We start from the raw sequence: 19,123 nt of genomic DNA on the forward strand, positions 1-19,123 counted from the left end.
TCGCTCATGACTACGTGACTACCTGAGGAGGTGGTGCGGGGCAGGCCCAGCACCTGTCGCCGCCCTACTTGAACGGGATCGCCGGGTAGCACTTGAAGGGCACGGCGACCTCGTACGTCCCGCCCTTGAGCCGCACCAGGCTGCCGCAGCCGAAGCCCTGGGTGTGTCCCTTGGGGAAGCTCCGCTCGCCCGCCGGGCCGCCGGTGTCCGAGAAGCTGTCGGCCGCCTTCTGGAAGGTGGCGGTGGTCAGGTCCCGGCCCGTCTTCTTCGCGATGGCCAGGGAGAGGTCGGCCGACAGATAGCCGGTCATCATATGGAGGTTGGGGCGGACATCCGCGCCGCCGATCTTCCTGACGTCCTTGAGGAACTGCGCGATGGCCGGGCTCGTCGACTCGAAGGGCTCGAACTGCACCAGGACGTAGACGCCGTCGAGCGCCTGCGCGGTGGTGGCCTTGGCGAGCAACCCCGGGTCGTAGTCGGTCGGGTCGGAGAGCGCGCCGTGGAACCCGGCCCGCTTGAGGGCGGTGAACAGGCCGATGTTCTGCGGGGTCTGCATCACGGAGACGACCGCGTCCGGTGCCTTGCCACCGTTGCTCTTCAGGATCTCGCCGGTGTACGCGGACCAGTCGCTCGGCGCGGCGGCGGCCGGGACCGAGGCCTTGGCGTACGTCACCTTGAAGCCGGCGGCCGTGAAGCCCTGGGTGTACGTCCTGATGCCGAACTTGCCCGCGTCGCTGTCGGCGGCGATCAGCGCCACGCTCCGGTCCTTCGCGCCGCCGAGCGCCTGGGCCAGGCCCTCGGGCCAGGACTGGGTGATGGTGCCGCCGGGGCTCGGGACCAGGCAGCCGTTGAAGCCGTAGGTGGTGGCGGGGCCGCAGAAGGCGGGCAGCGTGCCCCAGCCGAAGACCGGCACGTTCTGCTGCTGCAGGAAGTCGGCGCCGGAGAAGGTGACCGAGCTCATCGGCACGACCGAGAAGACCTTGTCCTGCTGGACGAGCTTGCGGGCGGCGGCCAGGTTGCGGCTGGGGTCCTGCCCGTCGTCCTCCGCCCCCAGATAGTCGATCTTCCGCCCGTTGACGCCGCCCTCGTCGTTGGCGCGCTGGAAGCGGGCCTTCGCCCCGAGGTCGGTGTCGGCCTTGCTGTACCCGCTCGACGAGGTCTTGGAGACGATGCCGCCGACGGTGATCGAGTCAGCGGTGACACCACGGGCGGACGCACCGGCCTTGTCCTGCGGGGAGGAGCTGGTGGAGGCGGAGTTGCAGGCGGTGGCGAGCAGCAGCGAGGCCGCGGCTGCGGCGAGGAAGCGGATCGGTCGCGACACGTCAGGATCCCTCCGGGGCCGGATGAGTTCCTGCATTCTGCGGTCGACCTGACGGTCCGTCAATGAATAATCCAACATCATGTGACGATCCATCAGATGTGGATCCGCGCTCCGGACGGCTCCGGGTCGGTTGCCGGTCCGGGAGGCGTCAGCCCCGGTAGAGCGCCTCGATCTCCTCCGGGAACGCCTTCTCGATCGCCTTGCGCTTCAGCTTCAGCGACGGCGTCAGCAGCCCGCGCTCCTCGGAGAACTGGGCGGCCAGGATCCGGAACGTACGGATCGACTCGGCCTGCGAGACCAGGGTGTTGGCGGCGACCACCGCCCGCCGGATCTCGGTCTCCAGATCCGGGTCGTGGACCAGTTCCTCGTCCGGCAGCCGCGGTTTGCCGCGCATCGTCAGCCAGTGCCCGACGGCGTCCGGGTCGAGTGTCACCAGCGCGGCGATGAACGGCCGGTTGTTGCCGACCGCCACGCACTGCGCGATCAGCGGATGGGACCGCACCCGGTCCTCCAGACCGCTCGGCGAGACGCTCTTGCCACCGCTGGTGACCAGGATCTCCTTCTTGCGGCCGGTGATGGTCAGATAGCCCTCCTCGTCGAGCGCACCGATGTCGCCGGTCGCCAGCCAGCCGTCGCCGAGCACCTCGGAGGTGGCCCGCGGGTTGTTCAGATACCCCTGGAAGACCTGGCCGCCGCTCAGCCAGATCTCGCCGTCCTCCGCGATGTGCACGGTGGTGCCCGGCACGGGCTGCCCCACCGTGCCGAAGCGGGTCTGCTCGGGTGGGTTGGCGGTGGCGGCGGCGGTGGTCTCGGTGAGCCCGTAGCCCTCGTAGATCGTCACTCCCGCGCCGCTGAAGAACAGCCCCAGTTGGCGCTCCATCGCCGAGCCGCCGGAGATCGCGTGCCGCACCCGGCCGCCGAGCGCGTCCCGCACCTTGCTGAAGACGAGCTTGTCGTAGATCTGGTGCTGCATCCGCAGGGCCGCGCTCGGGCCGTGCCCGGTGCCGAACGCCTTGGCCTCCACCGCCTCCGCGTACCGCACGGCGATCTCCACCGACTTGTCGAACGGGCCGAGCTTGCCGCCCGCCTCCGCCTTGCGGCGCGCCGCCTGGAAGACCTTCTCGAAGACGTAGGGGACGGCCAGCACGAACGTCGGCCGGAAGACGGCCAGGTCCGGCAGCAGGTCGGCGGCGGTCATGCTCGGCTGGTGCCCGAGCCGGATCCGGTGCCGGACGCACGCCACCTCCACCATCCGCCCGAAGACGTGCGCGAGCGGCAGGAAGAGCAGCGTGGACGGCTCCTCGCCCGGCTTGTTCGCGAAGACCGTCTCCCAGCGGGCCACCACGTTGTCCGCCTCGGCCATGAAGTTGCCGTGGCTCAGCACACAGCCCTTGGGCCGGCCGGTGGTGCCCGAGGTGTAGATGATGGTGGCCGTCGCGTCCGGGGTGACCGCGAGCCGGTGCCGGTCGATCACCTCGTCGCCGATGTGGGAGCCGGCCGCGGCGAGCTCCTCGACACAGCCCGCGTCGAGCTGCCACAGCCGGCTCAGCTGCGGCAGCTCGTCGACGGCGGCACCGATCGTCATCGCGTGGTCCTCGTGCTCCACGACGCAGGCGACCGCGCCCGAGTCGTGCAGCATCCAGCGCACCTGGTCGAGGGAGGACGTCGGGTACACGGGGACCGGCTGGGCGCCGATGGTCCACAGCGCGAAGTCGAAGACGGTCCACTCGTAGCGGGTGCGGGACATGATCCCGACGCGGTCGCCGAAGCGCACCCCGTTGGCGAGCAGGCCCTTCGCGACGGCCACCACCTCGTCGCGGAACTCGAGCGCGGTCACGTCCTGCCACTGCCCGTCCACCCGGCGGCCGAGCACCACCTGGTCCGGGTGGTCGGCAGCGTTGTTGAACACCGCGTCCGCCAGTCCTCCGACCTGGGGCGCCGTGGCCATCGGGGGAACGGTGAACTCGCGCAACTGGTGCTCCTCGAGCCGCTGGGCCTGTCCGGCGGGCGGGCCGTAAGCTACCTGATCCGCCGACCGGGCGGGAAGGCTTGGTCCGCACCAGTACCTTCGGACATCTGTGCTGGTAGGGCACTGGTTCCCGGCTGTGGCAAGGAGTTACGCCGGAGGGCCGGACCCCCGAAGGTTGTCCGGCCCCGCCGATCTCCACCAAATCTGCGCCAACCGGTTACCGCCGCTCTACAGCGGGGACGGACCCCGATTCCGTCCCGGAAGCCGCTCCCGCGCCCGCCGGAGCGGGCACCACGGGCCGGGCCGCGGGAGTCCTCACGAGGAGCAGTACTGCGATGCCGGCCAGCACCCCGATGACACCGGCCACCATGGCCGCCGTGCTCAGCCCGGACGCGAAGGCCGAGTGCAGCGCGTGGTCCACGGCCGCCCGCTGACCGGCCGGCGTCCGGCCCAGCACGCCCTGGGCGCCGCCGCCCGCAAGGGCCCGCGCCGTGCCGTGCGCGTCGGGCACCGCACCGCGCAGCGAGGTCTCCATCCGGGAGGCGACGATGGTGCCGAAGACCGCGACCCCGAGCGCGTACCCGAGCTGGCGGAAGGTGTTGACGGCGCCGCTGGCCATGCCCGCGCGGTGCGGCGGTACGGAGGCGAGCGCCGCGCCCGCCACCGCCGGATTGACGAGCCCGACGCCGACCCCGGCCACCAGCAGGCCCGCGGTGAGCGAGGCCCAGCCCGAACCGGCGTCCAGCAGGCTCTGGCCGAACGCGCCCAGCCCGATCAGCACCAGCCCGATCCCGATCACCAGCCGGTACGGGGCACCGTGCAGGAACTTGCCGCCCAGCGCGGCCGTGACGAACCCCGCCGCCGCCAGCGGGACCAGCACCAGGCCGCCGAGCACCGGGCTCAGCCCCAGCAGCGTCTGCAGCCAGAGGGAGGTGTACGGCAGGAACCCGAACGCGGCGGCGTTGAGCGCCAGCGCGCCGGCCATCACCCCGACGAACGAGGCGTTGCGGAACAGGCTCAGATCGAGCAGCGGATGCGCCGACCGGCGCTCCACCGCGATGAACAGCCCGAGCGCCGCGACCGCCGCGAGCAGCGTGGCGATGGTGCGCCCCGAACCCCAGCCGACCGCGTCGGCCCGGATCACCGCGTACGTGGCCAGGCCCGCGAAGAGCGTGAAGGTGGCGGTGCCCGCCCAGTCGATGCGGTGCCCGGCGCCCTCCCGCCGCGACTCGGGGACCACCTTGAGGGTCAGCCACACCGCGACCAGGCTGACCGGCAGATTGACGAAGAAGATCCACCGCCAGTCGAACCCCTGGGTGAGCAGCCCGCCGGCGATCGGGCCCAGCGCCGCCGCCCCGCCGCTGACCGCGCCCCACACCCCGAGCGCCACCGACCGGTCCCTGCCCTGGTAGACGGCGGCCAGCAGGGAGAGCGTCGTCGCGAACATCGCGGCCGCGCCGATCCCCTGGACCGCGCGCATCGCGACCAGCACCGTGGTGTTGGGCGCCAGACCGCAGGCGAGCGAGGCGGCCGCGAAGACGACCGTCCCCGCCACGTACATCTTCCGCCGGCCCACCACGTCCGCCGCGGATCCGGCGCCGATGAGCAGGGCGGCGAGCGCCAGCGCGTAGATGTCGATGACCCACTGCAGGTCCGACAGCGACGCGCCGAGCGAGCTGGTGATGTCGGGCAGCGCGACGATCACGATCGTGACGTCGAGCAGCAGCATGAACGTACCCAGACAGACCGCTACCAGCGGTCCCCACTTACGCATCGCGATTCCTCGTTCTCTTCGGTTCTCCCGGTCCGGCGCCCGTTGACCCCGCGACTCGCCCTACGATCGACAGCGGCGGACGCATCCACCAGCGACGGCGGACCAAGCGTCGCTTTCCGACATCAAGGAGGGCTTGAGCGGTGGATTCTCCGTCCTTCGACGAGCTGGACCTCAAGCTGATCCAGGCGCTGCAGCTCGACGGACGGGCGCCCTTCAGCCGGATCGCCGCGGTCCTCGGCGTCTCCGACCAGACGGTCGCCCGGCGCTTCCGCAGGCTGCACGCCGACGGCGGGCTGCGGGTGGTCGGCGTGGCCGACGCCGAACGGCTCGGCCGCACCAGCTGGCTGCTGCGGCTGCGCTGCGCGCCCGACGCCGCGGAGGCCATCGCCCAGGCGCTCGCCCGCCGGCCCGACACCAAGTGGATCGGGCTGACCTCCGGCGGCACCGAACTGCTCTGCGTCGCGGAACCCCGCACCCGGGACGACCACGCGGCACTGATGCTCGGCAAGCTCCCGCGGACGCCCAGCATTCTGGAGATCAGCGCCCTGTGCCTGCTGCACACCTTCTACGGCGGCCCGCTGGGCTGGTTCGCCAAGGGCGAGGGGCTGACCCCCGCCGAGGTCGAGGCGCTCACCCCGCCGCCGGCCGAACCGTTCACCGAAGTGATCACGCTCGACGCCGAGGACGAGCGGCTGATCGACGCGCTGGGCCGCGACGGCCGGGCCACCTACCCCGAACTCCAGCAGCTCACCGGGCTGTCGGAGTCGGCCGCCAAACGGCGGCTGGAGCAGCTGCGCCGGATCGGGGCGCTCTTCATGGACGTCCAGTTTGACGCGGACCAGCTCGGCTACCGGGCGCACGCCGTGCTCTGGCTCACCGTGCGGCCGTCCGCCCTGTCCGCCGTCGGCCAGGCGCTCTCCGAGCACAGCGAGGTCGCCTTCGCCTGCGCGACCACCGGCTCGTCGAACCTCTTCGCCGCCGTCCTGTGCCGCGACACCGCGCACCTCTACCGCTACCTCAGCGAGAAGATCGGCGCGCTCGACGGCGTCCAGCACGTCGAGACCGCGCCCACGCTGCGCCGCGTCAAGCACCTGGCGTACGAGGAGCGGCGGCGCTGAGCCGGCCGGGTTTCCTCGACGCGTGCGATCACACCGCCCGGTGCAGCCGGTCGCCCGCGGCCAGGATCGCGGCGGCGAGCGCGTCCGCGGCATCGGCCGTGTCCGGGGCCGAGCCGCGGCGGCGGCCGTGCAGCAGGACGAAGTCGACGCCACCGAGCTCCGGCAGGCCCGCCCGGGGCGGGACGGGAGCCAGGCCGGGCGGGATGAGCCCCTGGGCGTGCACCATCACGCCGAGCCCCGCGAGGGCCGCGGCGGTCAGCCCGCTCAGGGAGCGGCTGGTGCAGGTGATCCGCCAGGCGCGGCCCTCCCGGCCGAGGACGTCCAGGGCGCGGGCCCGGGTGATGCCGGGCGGCGGATAGACGATCAGCGGCACCGGCCGGTCGGGATCCAGCCGCAACCGCCGGCCCTCGGCGGCGATCCACACCAGCTTGTCGCGCCAGACGAGCTGCCCCGGCCCGCCCTCGCCGAGCCGCTTGGCGAGCACCAGGTCCAGATGGCCGGCCGCCAGCCGCTCGTGCAGGGTGCCGGAGAGCTCGACGGTCAGTTCGAGGTCCACCTCGGGGTGGTCGCCGCGGAAGCGCTCCAGGATCTCCGGCAGCCGCGGCGTCGCCAGATCCTCCGAGACGCCGAAGCGCAGCCGTCCGCGCAGCCGGGTGCCCGCGAACCAGCCGGCGGCCCGTTCGTTCGCCTCCAGGATGGTGCGGGCGAAGCCGAGCATGGCCTCGCCGTCCTCGGTCAGAGCGACGCTGTGGGTGTCGCGGGAGAAGAGCCGGCGCCCGGTGGCCTCCTCCAGCCGCCGCACCTGCTGGCTCACCGTGGACTGCCGCAGACCCAGCCGCCGGGCGGCCTGCGTGAAGCTCAGGGTCTGCGCGACGGTCAGGAACGTCTTCAACTGCGCGGGGTCGTACACGGTGCCAGGTTATCGCGGAACGTGATAACAGTCAGAGCGGCCAGAGGGATTCCCGATCGCCATGATCCGGAGGAGGCTGGGGAGGCAACCCGCCCGCACCCAGAGGCCGGGCCGCCCCACGAAGTAGGAGCAATGCGCCACCCCACGTACCCCGCCTGGCTCCCGGTCGATCCGTTCATCGCGGGGCTCCTCGGCACCGTCCTGCTCGCAGCGCTGCTGCCCGCCACCGGCGGCGCCGCCACCGTCGCGGGCGGTGCGACCGACGCGGCGGTGGCGCTGCTCTTCTTCCTCTACGGCGCCCGGCTGTCGACCCGCGAGGCCCTCGACGGCCTCAAGCACTGGCGGCTGCACCTGACCGTGCTCGCCTGCACCTTCGCGGTCTTCCCGCTGCTCGGACTGGCCGCCCGCGGCCTCGTTCCGTTCGCCCTCTCACCGCAGCTGTACACCGGACTGCTCTTCCTGTGCCTGCTCCCCTCCACCATCCAGTCGTCGATCGCCTTCACCTCGATCGCCCGCGGCAACGTGGCCGCCGCCATCTGCGCGGGCTCGTTCTCCAGCCTCATCGGCGTCTTCCTGACCCCGCTGCTGGCCGCCCTGCTGCTCGGTGGCGGCGGCGGGGTCTCGGCGGACTCGGTGCTCGACCTCGTGCTGCGGCTCCTCGCGCCGTTCCTCGCCGGGCAGTTGCTGCGCCGCTGGACCACCGGCTTCCTGACCCGGCACAAGAAGGCCCTGGGCTACGTCGACCGGGGTTCGATCCTGCTGGTCGTCTACACCGCGTTCAGCGCGGGGATGGCCCAGGGCATCTGGCACCAGGTCACTCCCGTGCGGCTGCTGGAACTGCTCGTCGTGGAGGCCGTGCTCCTCGCGGTGATGCTCGCCCTGACGTCGTACGGCGCCCGCCGGCTCGGCTTCGACCGCGCGGACCGCGTCACCATCGTCTTCGCCGGATCGAAGAAGAGCCTCGCGTCGGGACTGCCGATGGCCACCGTGCTGTTCGGCGCGCAGGCGGGCCTGACGATCCTGCCGCTGATGCTCTTCCACCAGATGCAGCTGATGGTCTGCGCGGTGATCGCCAAACGCTGGGCGCGGCGGGACGGCGGCCCGGACCCGGACCCGGTCTCCCCGCAGGGTCAGCGCAGGAGGTTCACGACCAGCACCGCCAGGGCCATCGCCAGGAAGAGCAGATACGCGCCCAGCGAGCGCCCCCGGTCGCCCGCCCGGAGCTGACGCGACAGCACCCAGCCGAAGATGACCGCTTCGACGGCCGCGCCCGCCACCCCGAGCGCCGGCACCCACAGGCCGACGATCACCGCGACCGTGGCGAACAGATGCAGCACACCCAGCAGGGACACGACCCACAGGAACTGCCCCTGGAGCACGCCCAGCCGGGTCAGTTCATCGAGCCGGACGAGGCCGACTCTCGCACGGAACAGCGCGACGACCGCGGAGGGGACGACCTCACACAGCAGCAGGACCGTCAGCACCACGGTCAGTGTGAACACCGGATCCCCTAGCGCTGGGTGCGGACGCGGGCGAGTTGTCTGGACTGGGCGACCAACCGGCCCGAGGAGTCCCACACTTCGGCGTCCTCCTCCATGTAGCCGTCCGCGAAGTTGCGCGTCGAGTGGACGATGCGCAGCCAGCCCGGGGCGGGCTTCGCCCGTACGTGCACGGTCAGTTCCAGGGTCGGGGCCCAGCCGCCGATGCCCAGGTCGAAGCTGGTCGGGGGCAGCGCGTCCGCCGCCAGGAGCAGCAGCAGCGGGTCGGGCTCGCGCCCGTCCGGCATCCGCAGCCAGCCCTGGATGACGCCCCGGCCGGACGGTGCGCCCATCGCCCAGCCGACGGTGTCCGGGTCGAGCCGCAGATCGAGCCGGCTGAGCAGTTCCGCCTGCTCGACGAAGGACGGCGGCGCCAGTTCGGCGCCGACGCACTTCTCGGGCGGCGGAAGGTTCGGGGGAGTGGCGCTGGTGCGGATGTCACCGGCCGCGTGGCGCTCCAGATCGCCGTACGTGGCGATGGCCCGCAGCCGCTCCTCGCCGCCCTGCAGCAGCGAGACGGTGCCCGTGGAGACGGTGCGGCCGCGCCGCAGGGTCTCGGTGCGCAGTTCCGCCGGGCCCGCGGTCGACGTGGACAGGTAGTAGGCGGTGATGGAGAACGGGTCGCTGTGCCCGTCCTCCCCGCCGCCGAGTTCGGCGGCCAGCGCGCGGGCCGCGAGCGCCAGCAGCAGACCCCCGTTGATGCCCTTGCCGATCCGCCAGCCGCCGTCGAGCTCGGCATCGAAGACGGACGGCTCCCCGGACCGCGCCACCACAGCGGTTCCGCGGTCGAATTCGTACCCCTGATCAGTCTCACGGTCTGTCACACCGCGCAGCGTACGACAGGACCTCCGGTACTTCGGAGACCGGCCGGCGCAGGGGGCGCACCCCGCCGGCCGGTCCCCGCCCGTGTGCGCGGACGGCCTCAGTCTCCGTCGGCCGCGGTCCGCAGGATGATCCGGTGCTCGCCCGCGTACACGTTCATGGAGGAGCCGCGCAGGAAGCCGACGAGGGTCAGCCCCGACTCGGCCGCCAGGTCCACCGCCAGCGACGACGGCGCGGAGACCGCGGCCAGCACCGGGATGCCGGCCATCACCGCCTTCTGGGCCAGCTCGAAGGAAGCTCGGCCGGAGACCAGCAGGATCGACTCCGAGAGCGGCAGCAGGTCCTGCTGCAGGGCCCGGCCGACGAGCTTGTCGACGGCGTTGTGCCGGCCGACGTCCTCCCGGACGTCCACCATCTCCCCGTCCGCCGTGAAGAGCGCCGCCGCGTGCAGCCCCCCGGTCCGCTCGAAGACCTGCTGGGCCGCCCTGAGCCGGTCGGGGAGGACGGCCAGCAGATCCGTGCCGATACGGACCGGGGGAGTGTCGCCGATCTTCCAGAGGGCGTTGGTGCGCACGGCGTCCAGGCTGGCCTTGCCGCACAGGCCGCACGAGGACGTGGTGTAGACGTTCCGCTCCAGCGTGATGTCGGGGACGGTGACGCCCTCGGCCAGCCGGACGTCGACGATGTTGTACGTGTTGGCGCCTCCCCCAGCTACCGCTGGGGGGACCCCCAGCGTCGCACCCGCGCAGTACACGATGTTCGCGATCTCGTCGGCGCGCCCGATCACGCCCTCACTCGCCAGGAACCCCACGGCGAGTGCGAAGTCGTCGCCCGGGGTGCGCATGGTGATGGCCAGCGCCTTGCCGTTCAGCCGGATCTCCAGTGGCTCCTCCGCCACCAGGGTGTCGGCGCGGTGTCCTGCCACGCCGTCCCTGATGCGGAGTACGCGGCGGCGCTCGGTGACCCGTCCCATAGCTGATCAGTCCCGGTTCTGTACGTGCTGGATGCGTCCGACGAACCGATATCCGAATCGGCCCTTGATACAGAGGTTGCCATGGGTGACCGGGTCGTCGTGCGGCGAGGTCACCTTGACCGCCTGGTCAGACCGGTGCCAGGGTGATCGCGTCGGCGGCCTCGACGACGTATGTCGCAGGATGTACTCAGTAGACTGCGGACGAAACCGATTTCCCGGGCCCGAATGTCTGGCCGGGCTCGCCGCTCAGGTCGACCGGGCCGGCAGGGACCGACCCGGAAACGCGAGAGACGACATGAGTGAGCAGCCGACCGCTTCGGGCACCTTTGTCGCGGACGAGGACGTCAGAGCGCGACTGCTGTACCTGCGCGGCAGTATCGACAATCTGGACGCGGCCCTGGTGCACCTGCTCGCCGAGCGGTTCAAGTGCACCCAGCAGGTCGGCGAGTTGAAGGCCGCCCACGACCTGCCGCCGGCCGACCCGGCCCGCGAGGCAGCCCAGATCGCCCGGCTGCGTGAACTGGCCGAGGACGCCCGGCTGGACCCGGCCTTCGCCGAGAAGATGCTGAACTTCATCATCGGCGAGGTCGTTCGGCACCACAAAGTGATCGCCGGACGCTCCACCGAGGACGCGGGCGAGAGCTCCGGCACGGGCGAGGGCGAAGGCTAGAGCGCGGGCACGGGCGAGGGCGACGGAGTCGCCTGGACCGGGGGTGTGGCGCTCACCGCACTTCCTCCGAAGTCGGAGCTTCCCGGAACCGGGGTCGCTATCGTCGCCCGCAGCGACGCCCGCCTGGGCGTCGGGACGATGTCCGGACTGCGGCCGGGCGACGCCCATGTCATCCGCAATGCGGGCGGATGCGTCAATGACGACACCCTCCACTCGCTGCGCTTGAGTCAGACTGTAGGCGGGACCAGTGAAATCCTGCTGGTGCACCACGAGGACTGTGCGGCTCTCGGTGATCCCGCCGATGATCTACGGGCGTGTCTGATCCGGCTCCGTGACAACCAAGAGCTGCCCCATACCGATGTGGTGCGCGGCTTCGTCTCCACGCGCGGTGGTGCTCCGCGCGAGATCCGCCCCGAACGAGCGGAGAACTGATGACCCTCATCCTCAAGCCCGGCACGGCCTGGTCCGACGCCTGGCGGCGTTGCGTCGAGGTCGCCCCCGAGGCGTTCCACGAAGACCGCGTACTCAACCACTGGAACGGCCGCTGGCAGGCGGACGGCCGGCTGCTGCCGACCACCTCGCCCGTCGACGGTTCTCCCCTCGCCGCCCTCCCCCGATTGGACGCGGCCAGCGCCCATCTGGCCGTACGGGCGTCGCTCGATCAGCACCGGGCGTGGCGGGAGGTGCCGCTCGCCGACCGCAAGGCGCGGGTGAGCGCGACCCTGGACGCGCTCACCGAGCACCGTGAACTCCTCGCGCTGCTGCTCGTCTGGGAGATCGGCAAGCCCTGGCGGCTCGCCCAGGCGGACGTGGACCGGGCCATCGACGGCGTGCGCTGGTACGTCGGCGAGATCGACCGGATGGTCGAGGGCCGGACCCCGCTGCCCGGACCGGTCAGCAACATCGCCAGCTGGAACTACCCGATGAGCGTCCTGGTCCACGCCATGCTGGTGCAGGCGCTGGCCGGCAACGCCGTCATCGCCAAGACCCCCACCGACGGCGGTCTCGCCTGTCTCACCCTCGCCACCGCGCTGGCCGCCCGCGAGGGCCTGCCCGTCACGCTGGTCAGCGGCAGCGGCGGCGAGCTGTCCGAGGCGCTGGTCAGGGCCCCGGAGATCGGCTGCGTCTCTTTCGTCGGCGGCCGCGACGCGGGCGGCCGGGTCGCCGCCTCCGTCGCCGACCTCGGCAAGCGGCACATCCTGGAGCAGGAGGGCCTCAACGCCTGGGGTGTGTGGAACTACACCGACTGGCCCACCCTGACCGGGCACATCCGCAAGACCTTCGACTACGCCAAGCAGCGCTGCACCGCCTACCCGCGGTTCGTCGTGCAGCGCGAGACGTTCGACCAGTTCCTGACCGCGTACCTGCCGGGCGTCCAGGCCGTCACCTTCGGCCACCCGCTGGCCGTCGAGCACCCCGACGACGACCTGCCCGAGCTGGACTTCGGGCCGCTGATCAACGCGGCCAAGGCGAAGGAACTCGGCGACCTGGTCTCCGAGGCCATCAGCCGCGGCGCGGTCCCGCTGCACCACGGCTCGCTCGCCGAGGGACGCTTCCTGCCCGGCCAGGACACCTCCGCGTACCTGCCGCCGGTCACCCTGCTCAACCCGCCCTCGACCTCACCGCTGCACCACGCGGAACCGTTCGGCCCGGTCGACACCCTCGTCCTGGTCGACACCGAGGCCGAACTGCTGGCCGCGATGAACGCCAGCAACGGCGCGCTGGTGGCGACCCTCGCCACCGACGACCAGGGCGCCTTCGACCGGCTCGCCCCGCAGATCAGGGCCTTCAAGGTCGGTCACAGCAAGCCGCGTTCGCGCGGTGACCGCGAAGAGCTCTTCGGCGGCTTCGGCGCCTCCTGGCGCGGTGCCTTCGTCGGCGGCGAACTGCTGGTCCGCGCCGTCACCGAGGGGGCGGCCGACGAGCGGCTGCCCGGCAACTTCCCGGGCTACCGGCTCCAGCCCAGCTGATCCGCGGCCGGTCCCGGTGGTGACGGCACTCGCCGTCGCCACCGGGGCAGGTCACCCGATGCCCTGATGGTCGGCGAGCAGCGCGAACTCACGGTCCGCGGCGTCCGGCACCTCACGCTCCACGGACTGCTCCACCAGCGCGCGATGCCGCTCCAGCGGCCTGCGCCGGTCCGGCGGCACGAGCAGCAGCAGATCGTCGAGACCGGCCAGCAGCCTCCGGGTGACCTGCGGGCTGGTGGTCGCGCACAGCCGGATCTCGGTGAACCCCAGATCCACCAGATCACCCCAGGACGGCAGATCCTGCACCAGCCGCACCGTCCCCGAACGGTCGGTGTGGTGCACCGCGCCCAGCGGCCGGTCCGCCACCGCCGCCAGGAACTGCACGATCCGGTCCAGGCACTGCACCGCCGTCGTCGGATCGTTGATGGCCGACGACAGCGCCCGCAGCCCGATGTCCGCCAGCTGCCGCAGCCCGAACCCCAGATCCTGGTGGAACGTCCGCTCCACCCCCACCGACACCGTGGACCGCAGCAGCCGCACCGGCAGCCGGCCCTCGCTGGGGCCGTGCACCGTCAGCAGCGGCGTCCCCGGCACCACGAAGTCCCCGATCCGCGGCACCAGCCGCAGCACCGTCCCGCCCCGCCGCGCGATCCGGCACAGCCGCGCGATGTTCACGTCCCGCAGCACTCCCGCCCGCCCCCGGTGCGTGATCACCGAGACCTCCGCCGGCAGCGGCAGCGCCCCCTCGGGGGACCGCAGCGGATACGCCCCCAGCACCCGGAACGACTCCCGGGTGATCCGGTCGATCACATAGCTGACCCGCATCAGCCGGATCGTGGCGTTCACGTACGCCACGAACAGCCCCAGGCTGATCAGCACCAGCAGCACCGCCGTCAGCAGCGTGAACACCGGCACGCTGGTGACGAGCTTCGGATCCTGCTCCCCGTCGTACGACGCTTGGCCCGCCAGCGAGAACAGGAACGTCGCGAGGAACACCGCGAACGTCCCCTTGGTGATCCGGCTGCGCACATACAGCCGCACCACTCGCGGCGAGAACTGGCTGCTCGCCATCTGCAAGGCGACCAGCGAGATGCTGAAGACCACACCGATGAACGTCAGCATCGCCGAGCCCACCGTCGTCACGACCGACTTCGCGTCGTCCGCGATTTTGATCAACGACGTGACCGAGTCGTAGTCGCCCTCGTCCTGCAGCGCCCCGATCAGCCAGGCGTCCAGCTCCCCGACCGCACCCGCCAGCACCAGCGCCCCGACCAGCCCCACGGCCGGCGCGAACCAGAACGTGTCCCGCAGATGCTCCCGCAGCGGCGAAAGCGCCCGTGGCCTGCGGCTTTCACGGTGTGTAACCAAAGGTGACATATCGCTCACACCCGGACCCTACGTCCTCCCACCCCCCGAACCCGGGACCCTGCCCACCCTCGCGCACGGCCCCCGGCACGGCGCCCAGCACGGCGTCTTATGCAGGTGAGAAGCACTCCGATTCCTTGGTATCGTTGTCCATGTCGCCGCGGGAAACCTCGGCACACACCCTGTCCGGGTGGCGGAATGGCAGACGCGCTAGCTTGAGGTGCTAGTGCCCTTTATCGGGCGTGGGGGTTCAAGTCCCCCCTCGGACACCAGCAGTACTTCTCCAGTGCCGGCCGATCATCGGCCGGCACTGTTTGCGTTGGTGGCGCCCGCCACGTTGTTGGCCCGGCGCTCCTTGTCCCGCACGGGAAATCCGCTGGTGAGGGACGTATCCGGCCCGGCATGATCGCCCTCATGGCCCGCACCCCGCACGATTCCGGATCCCTCGCCGACGCCCTACTCACGGCGCTGGACCCGCTGCCCTATCCGGCGCGCATGCGTGAGCTCGCTCGGCGCGCACGGGGCGCCGCCGCGCGCGGTGACCTGGGTGTGCTGCTGCGGGGGCTGTCGGGCCGTGGCGCCTACGAACGGCGGCTGGCCGCCGCTGCGGCTGCCGTTGGACGTGACGTCGGTTATCTGCAGGTCAGGCTCGCGGACCCGGACGCGCTCGTGCGCGGGTATGCGGTCAAGGCCGTCGAACGCGGGCACATCCCTGATGCCGCGGTCGTCGAGGTCCTCGACGACGCCCCCGCGGCCGTACGCCGGCAGGTGGTTCGCGCGGTGGTCGCCGACCGGCGCTCCGCGCTCGCCGACCGGCTGATCGATCCCTACCGGACGTGCTGGGGCGACGAGGAGGCGGCACGGCTGCTGGCCGCGTGCGGTACGGCGACCGTCGTACGGCTGCTGCCGGAACTGTCCCACGCGGTCAGGGGATGGGCGCTGCTGGGGCTGCGGCACCCCGTAGAGGTGCTGGACGAGGCGGGACGCCAGCTCGAAGCGCTGCCGGAGACGATGCGCGACGCCTGGTGGGAAGGGCGGGCGGCGGGGGTGGCGGCGGCCGTGTCGGCGGAGCCGGAGCGCGTGCTCGATCTGCTGGAGCGGCTGTGTCCCGGGCCGCCCCCGGCCCGGATCCTGGACCGGATCGACGATCTCGTGTCGGCGGAGCCCGGCCGTACCCTGCGCTACCTGCTGGCCCCCGAACGGACCGGCGCACTGCTACGACGGGGCCTCAAGCGCTCCACTCTGGGACGTCTCGTACGCCTGGACCCGCCGGAACTCGTCGATCTCGGCCGGGCCATGAGTCAGGACCACGCAGCTCTCGCCAAGCTGCTCAAGGCGCTGCCGCCGTCCCGTCGCAACGTGCTGTTCGATGCGTTCACCAGCGGACAGGACCTGGGCCGGGCGGTTCTGGACCCGGTGCTGCTCGCGGTCCTCCCTCACGCGCGGCGTGAGTCCGAGGCGCGGCGGATGGCCGCTCAGGCGCGGGAGCGCGGGGAGTCCTGGACCGCGGTGCTGACCGCGGTGTCCTTCCTGCCGGTCGCCGAGGCGGTCGAGGAGCTGACGGCCGCGACCCGTCGGCCGGCCGCCGAGGACCGGGCCCAGGCGTGGCCGCTGCTGGTGCGCAACGCGGCCCGTTCCGGCGAGCCCGCGCGGGCCACCGCGGTGCTGGGCACGATGGAGCGCCTGCGCAATGAGCAGGACCCTGTGCGATCCGCCGCGCTCGCGGCGCTCGCGGAGACGCCTGCCCGGCTCTTCACGGATGGCGACGCGGATGCCCTGGAGCGCATCACCACCGACGCGATCGAGGCCCGCGACTCGTCCTGGAAGACCCACCATGCCCTGCGCACGCTCGCCGTGAACCTGCTGCGCGAACATGCCACCACGCGGGAACAGCGGCTGGTCGGCTGGGCCCTCAGCACCTTGGAGCGGCTGCACGGGCACACCGGCGGCGTCGATCTGGGCCGGCTGGACGAGGGGCTGCGCCGCGGTCAGGAACACGAGGTGTTCGCTGCGCTGCGGCCGTGGCTGGAGGCGGGCGCTGCGAAAGCCGATCACAGCCTGACGTTCGCCCTCACCCGCTCGCTCGGCCGGCGCGCCCGCGCCATGCCGCAGCTGCGCGAACTGCTGTGGCAGGCCATCCGGTTCGGTGACAACGCGACGGTGGAGCAAGCCATCGGGTACTGGCTGGAGGGTTCTCCGGACCGGGACACCGAGGTGCTCGCGATCCTCGAACTCGAACCGTCGACGGCCGTGCTGCAGCCTGTTCTGCACATACTGACCGAGCACCGCACCGATCTGCTCGACGCCGTTCTGGGCGACACCCCGCCCTACGGCCGCTTCCTCGTCGAGGGGGCCCCATGGATGCCGTGGATCGGCAGCTCGGTGAACGGCTGGCTGCCCCGCCACCAGGCCGCCGCCGCGCGGCTGCTGGCCCGGCGCGCGGCTGACGCCTCCCTGCCGATGCACGAGCGCACCGCGGCGATAGCCCAGGCCGCCGTCATCCCGGAACTCGGCTCCGGCCTGGTCCGCCGCTTCACCGGGTCTTCCAGCGTGCCGCTCGCCGAAGCCGCGCTCGGCGCGCTGGTGTGGACGGACCGGCCGGGGGAGGCACTGCCGGAGCTGCTCGCCCACGTCGGGGGCGACCGCGCCCGGGTGGCCGCCTACGCGGCGGCCCGCGCGACGCTGTACGTCGAGCCGTCCCGGCTGCAGGCCCACCTGCGCGCCGTACTGCTGCCCGACGAGACCGCCCCCACGAAGGTGACGAGCCGTAAGGAGGCGGCCAGGCTGGCCGCCACCCGGCTTCCCCTGGCGGACGCGGCCGCCCTGCTCGCCGACGCCTACCGGCGGGCCGGCCAGCACCATGACGTGCGGGCTGCGTGCGTGGCCTTCACGACGGGGCTGCTCGGCTGCGAACCGGCCTGGGAGCTGCTGGAGGCGGCGGCGACCGGAGGGCCGGAAGTCCGGCAGGCCGTGCTGCGCACCCAGCCGCTCGACATCGCGGACCGGTACCGCGGGCGCTACGCGCGGCTCGTCACCGCCGTGTGCGAAAGCGCTGATCCGGAAACCGCCCTGCGTGCGTTCGGGGCACTTCCGCAATGGGCCCTCTGGGCGCCCGAGGCGGCAGAGGTGGTGGTGTCCGCCGTCACCGATCTCGACAACCGGGAGACGTGGAGTGCCGCGGCCGGGGCGCTGATCGCCCTGGCGATCTCCGGATCGGCCGTATCGGCCGGCTCGGGGCAGGGCGACCCGCTGGCCCGCGCCCTGGCCTCGCTCGTGGCCGCCGCGGCTCTGCCGGACGAGCCGGACGCCGCCCCCGACCGTGACCGCCCGGCGCGCCGCCGGGTCCGGGCCCTCGCCGAGCACCTCGCCGTCCACGCCCGGATGGCGCCGGGTGCCACCCGGCCCGCCGCCAAGGCGGCCGGCGAGCTCCTCGCCGGATTCGACGCGTTCGTACCCGACGCGGCCCACATCCTGGTGAGCGCCGTGGATCTGGACGCCGAGCCGGCGGTGCTCACGGCCGCCCTCGTCCGGCTGGTGCCGCTGATCGAGGGCCGGCCCGCGCTCGCGGTACGGACCGCCCAGATCCTGCGCGGACGGCTGAAGACCGCGGGGCAGCCGGGCACCCCGGACGGCCTGCTGCACGCGGCCCGCCGGCTGTCCACGGCGGACGGCTGTCTCGCGGGGCTGCTCGCCGTCGCCCTCACCGAGGTGGGCGGCAGACGCACACAGTGGTCGGAGTCCTGGCGCGAGCAGCTGCGGCTGCTGCGCCGCCACCCGCACCCGGACGTCCGGGACGAGGCGCTGCTGCTGGCGACGGCACCCGAATAGGGCCGGGGCCGGGCGCGACGAACGCGCCCGGCACGGGCTTGATCAGGACTGTGCGGGGGCCGTGGTCGCTACCACGGCGAAGGCGGCGCCCTGCGGGTCCACCACGACTGCCATCCGGCCGACCTTGTCCATGTCGAAGGGGGGCGCCATCACGGAGCCGCCGGCGCGGACCAGGGCGTCGACCGTGCTGTCGACGTCGTCCACGGCGAAGTTCACCAGCCAGTGCGGCGGGACGCCTTCCGGCATGTTCTCCATGCCCTGCATGCCGCCGATGGTGCGGCCCTTGACCTGGAAGCCGGTGAACTCCGGCATGTCCGGCATCGGGCCGGCCGCCAGCCCCAGCGCCGCCTCGTAGAAGGTGCCGGCCGCCTTCGGGTCGGGGGTGGCGAGCTGGTTCCAGACCAGGGCGCCGGGCTCGTTGACGATCTGCGCGCCGGGGAACTCCTTCGGCTGCCAGACGCCGAACACCGCGCCCTGCGGGTCCACGGCGACCAGCATCCGGCCCGTCTCGCCGACGTCCATCGCGGGGGCCATCACCGTGCCGCCGTTCGCGCTGATCGCGGCCTGCGTGGCGTCGGCGTCGGCGGTGGAGAAGTAGCTGGTCCAGTTGGGTGGCGGTGCGGGCTCGTCGCCCATCGACATCGCCTTCATGATCCCGGCGACCGGCTTGCCCTTCAGCGTGCAGATCGAGTAGCCGCCGAACTCCTCGGCGCCGACCTCGCCCTGCCAGCCGAAGAGGTCCCGGTAGAAGTCCAGGGCGGCCTGCTGGTCCGGAACCATCAGGTCGATCCAGCACGGTGTTCCGGGTTCGTACGGAGCGGTGACTTCGGACATCTGGCGTCTCCCAGCGGTGGTCCGCCGCGGG

15 protein-coding genes, 1 tRNA gene and 1 pseudogene are annotated in these 19,123 nt (G+C 72.3%); 7 read left to right on the forward strand and 10 right to left on the reverse strand.

Annotated features, from left to right (window positions below; all coding sequences use genetic code 11):
* Positions 1–64: 64 nt before the first annotated feature.
* From LNW72_RS31505 to LNW72_RS31515, 3 genes are all read right to left on the reverse strand, one after another.
* Positions 65–1,321, reverse strand: coding sequence for an ABC transporter substrate-binding protein (locus tag LNW72_RS31505; RefSeq protein ID WP_250978463.1), 1,257 nt, complete (start codon positions 1,319–1,321; stop codon positions 65–67).
* A 148-nt stretch (positions 1,322–1,469) separates the two neighbouring features.
* A complete protein-coding gene (locus tag LNW72_RS31510) occupies positions 1,470–3,293 on the reverse strand; it encodes a long-chain fatty acid--CoA ligase (protein ID WP_250978464.1) in 1,824 nt (607 codons plus the stop codon).
* 214 nt (positions 3,294–3,507) lie between these two features.
* Positions 3,508–5,064, reverse strand: coding sequence for an MFS transporter (locus LNW72_RS31515; protein ID WP_250978465.1), 1,557 nt, complete (start codon positions 5,062–5,064; stop codon positions 3,508–3,510).
* A 140-nt stretch (positions 5,065–5,204) separates the two neighbouring features.
* Between LNW72_RS31515 and LNW72_RS31520 the strand changes: the two genes are divergently transcribed.
* Complete coding sequence (locus LNW72_RS31520) at positions 5,205–6,182, forward strand: Lrp/AsnC family transcriptional regulator (protein ID WP_250978466.1); 978 nt, start codon at positions 5,205–5,207, stop codon at positions 6,180–6,182.
* Between the two features lie 28 nt (positions 6,183–6,210).
* On the opposite strand, the gene LNW72_RS31525 is transcribed toward LNW72_RS31520, so the two are convergent.
* A complete protein-coding gene (locus LNW72_RS31525) occupies positions 6,211–7,092 on the reverse strand; it encodes a LysR substrate-binding domain-containing protein (RefSeq protein ID WP_250978467.1) in 882 nt (293 codons plus the stop codon).
* Positions 7,093–7,224: 132 nt separating this feature from the next.
* Here LNW72_RS31525 and LNW72_RS31530 point away from each other — a divergent pair, with 132 nt between their 5' ends.
* Positions 7,225–8,319 carry a bile acid:sodium symporter family protein gene (locus tag LNW72_RS31530; RefSeq protein WP_250978468.1) on the forward strand — a complete coding sequence of 365 codons (1,095 nt, stop codon included), beginning with the start codon at positions 7,225–7,227 and terminating at the stop codon, positions 8,317–8,319.
* Here LNW72_RS31530 and LNW72_RS31535 read toward each other — a convergent pair.
* The 4 genes and pseudogenes from LNW72_RS31535 to LNW72_RS31550 form a co-directional block, all read right to left on the reverse strand.
* Entirely contained in the window at positions 8,223–8,594 is a 372-nt protein-coding gene (locus LNW72_RS31535) for a hypothetical protein (protein WP_250978469.1), read from the reverse strand. The two genes, LNW72_RS31530 and LNW72_RS31535, sit on opposite strands and share 97 nt — an antisense overlap.
* 8 nt (positions 8,595–8,602) lie before the next feature.
* Positions 8,603–9,454, reverse strand: coding sequence for a thioesterase family protein (locus LNW72_RS31540; protein WP_250978470.1), 852 nt, complete (start codon positions 9,452–9,454; stop codon positions 8,603–8,605).
* Positions 9,455–9,552: 98 nt separating this feature from the next.
* Positions 9,553–10,425 carry a formate dehydrogenase accessory sulfurtransferase FdhD gene (gene fdhD / locus LNW72_RS31545; protein ID WP_250978471.1) on the reverse strand — a complete coding sequence of 291 codons (873 nt, stop codon included), beginning with the start codon at positions 10,423–10,425 and terminating at the stop codon, positions 9,553–9,555.
* A gap of 6 nt (positions 10,426–10,431) precedes the next feature.
* A pseudogene (locus LNW72_RS31550) lies at positions 10,432–10,560 on the reverse strand (Fe-S-binding domain-containing protein); the annotation flags it as partial.
* Between the two features lie 160 nt (positions 10,561–10,720).
* Between LNW72_RS31550 and LNW72_RS31555 the strand changes: the two are divergent.
* From LNW72_RS31555 to LNW72_RS31565, 3 genes are read left to right on the forward strand one after another with little or no spacing between them, the layout of a single operon-like run.
* Positions 10,721–11,095: a chorismate mutase gene (locus LNW72_RS31555; RefSeq protein ID WP_250978472.1), complete on the forward strand. Its 375-nt coding sequence runs from the start codon at positions 10,721–10,723 to the stop codon at positions 11,093–11,095.
* 45 nt (positions 11,096–11,140) lie between these two features.
* A complete protein-coding gene (locus tag LNW72_RS31560) occupies positions 11,141–11,527 on the forward strand; it encodes a carbonic anhydrase (protein ID WP_250978473.1) in 387 nt (128 codons plus the stop codon).
* Complete coding sequence (locus tag LNW72_RS31565; protein ID WP_250978474.1) at positions 11,527–13,065, forward strand: aldehyde dehydrogenase family protein; 1,539 nt, start codon at positions 11,527–11,529, stop codon at positions 13,063–13,065. Before LNW72_RS31560 ends, LNW72_RS31565 begins: the two co-directional genes overlap by 1 nt.
* Positions 13,066–13,116: 51 nt before the next feature.
* Here LNW72_RS31565 and LNW72_RS31570 read toward each other — a convergent pair whose 3' ends face one another.
* Complete coding sequence (locus tag LNW72_RS31570) at positions 13,117–14,442, reverse strand: DUF2254 domain-containing protein (protein WP_250980396.1); 1,326 nt, start codon at positions 14,440–14,442, stop codon at positions 13,117–13,119.
* A 172-nt stretch (positions 14,443–14,614) separates the two neighbouring features.
* Here LNW72_RS31570 and LNW72_RS31575 point away from each other — a divergent pair.
* Both LNW72_RS31575 and LNW72_RS31580 read left to right on the forward strand, forming a co-directional pair.
* Positions 14,615–14,702: transfer RNA gene (locus LNW72_RS31575), tRNA-Leu, on the forward strand.
* Between the two features lie 130 nt (positions 14,703–14,832).
* A complete protein-coding gene (locus tag LNW72_RS31580; RefSeq protein ID WP_250978475.1) occupies positions 14,833–18,258 on the forward strand; it encodes a hypothetical protein in 3,426 nt (1,141 codons plus the stop codon).
* Positions 18,259–18,300: 42 nt separating this feature from the next.
* Here the strand turns inward: LNW72_RS31580 and LNW72_RS31585 are convergent, their stop codons facing one another.
* Complete coding sequence (locus tag LNW72_RS31585) at positions 18,301–19,092, reverse strand: VOC family protein (RefSeq protein ID WP_250978476.1); 792 nt, start codon at positions 19,090–19,092, stop codon at positions 18,301–18,303.
* Positions 19,093–19,123 lie beyond the last annotated feature (31 nt).

Origin of the sequence: Streptomyces sp. RKAG293, from assembly GCF_023701745.1 — a bacterium.
Lineage (GTDB): Bacteria > Actinomycetota > Actinomycetes > Streptomycetales > Streptomycetaceae > Actinacidiphila.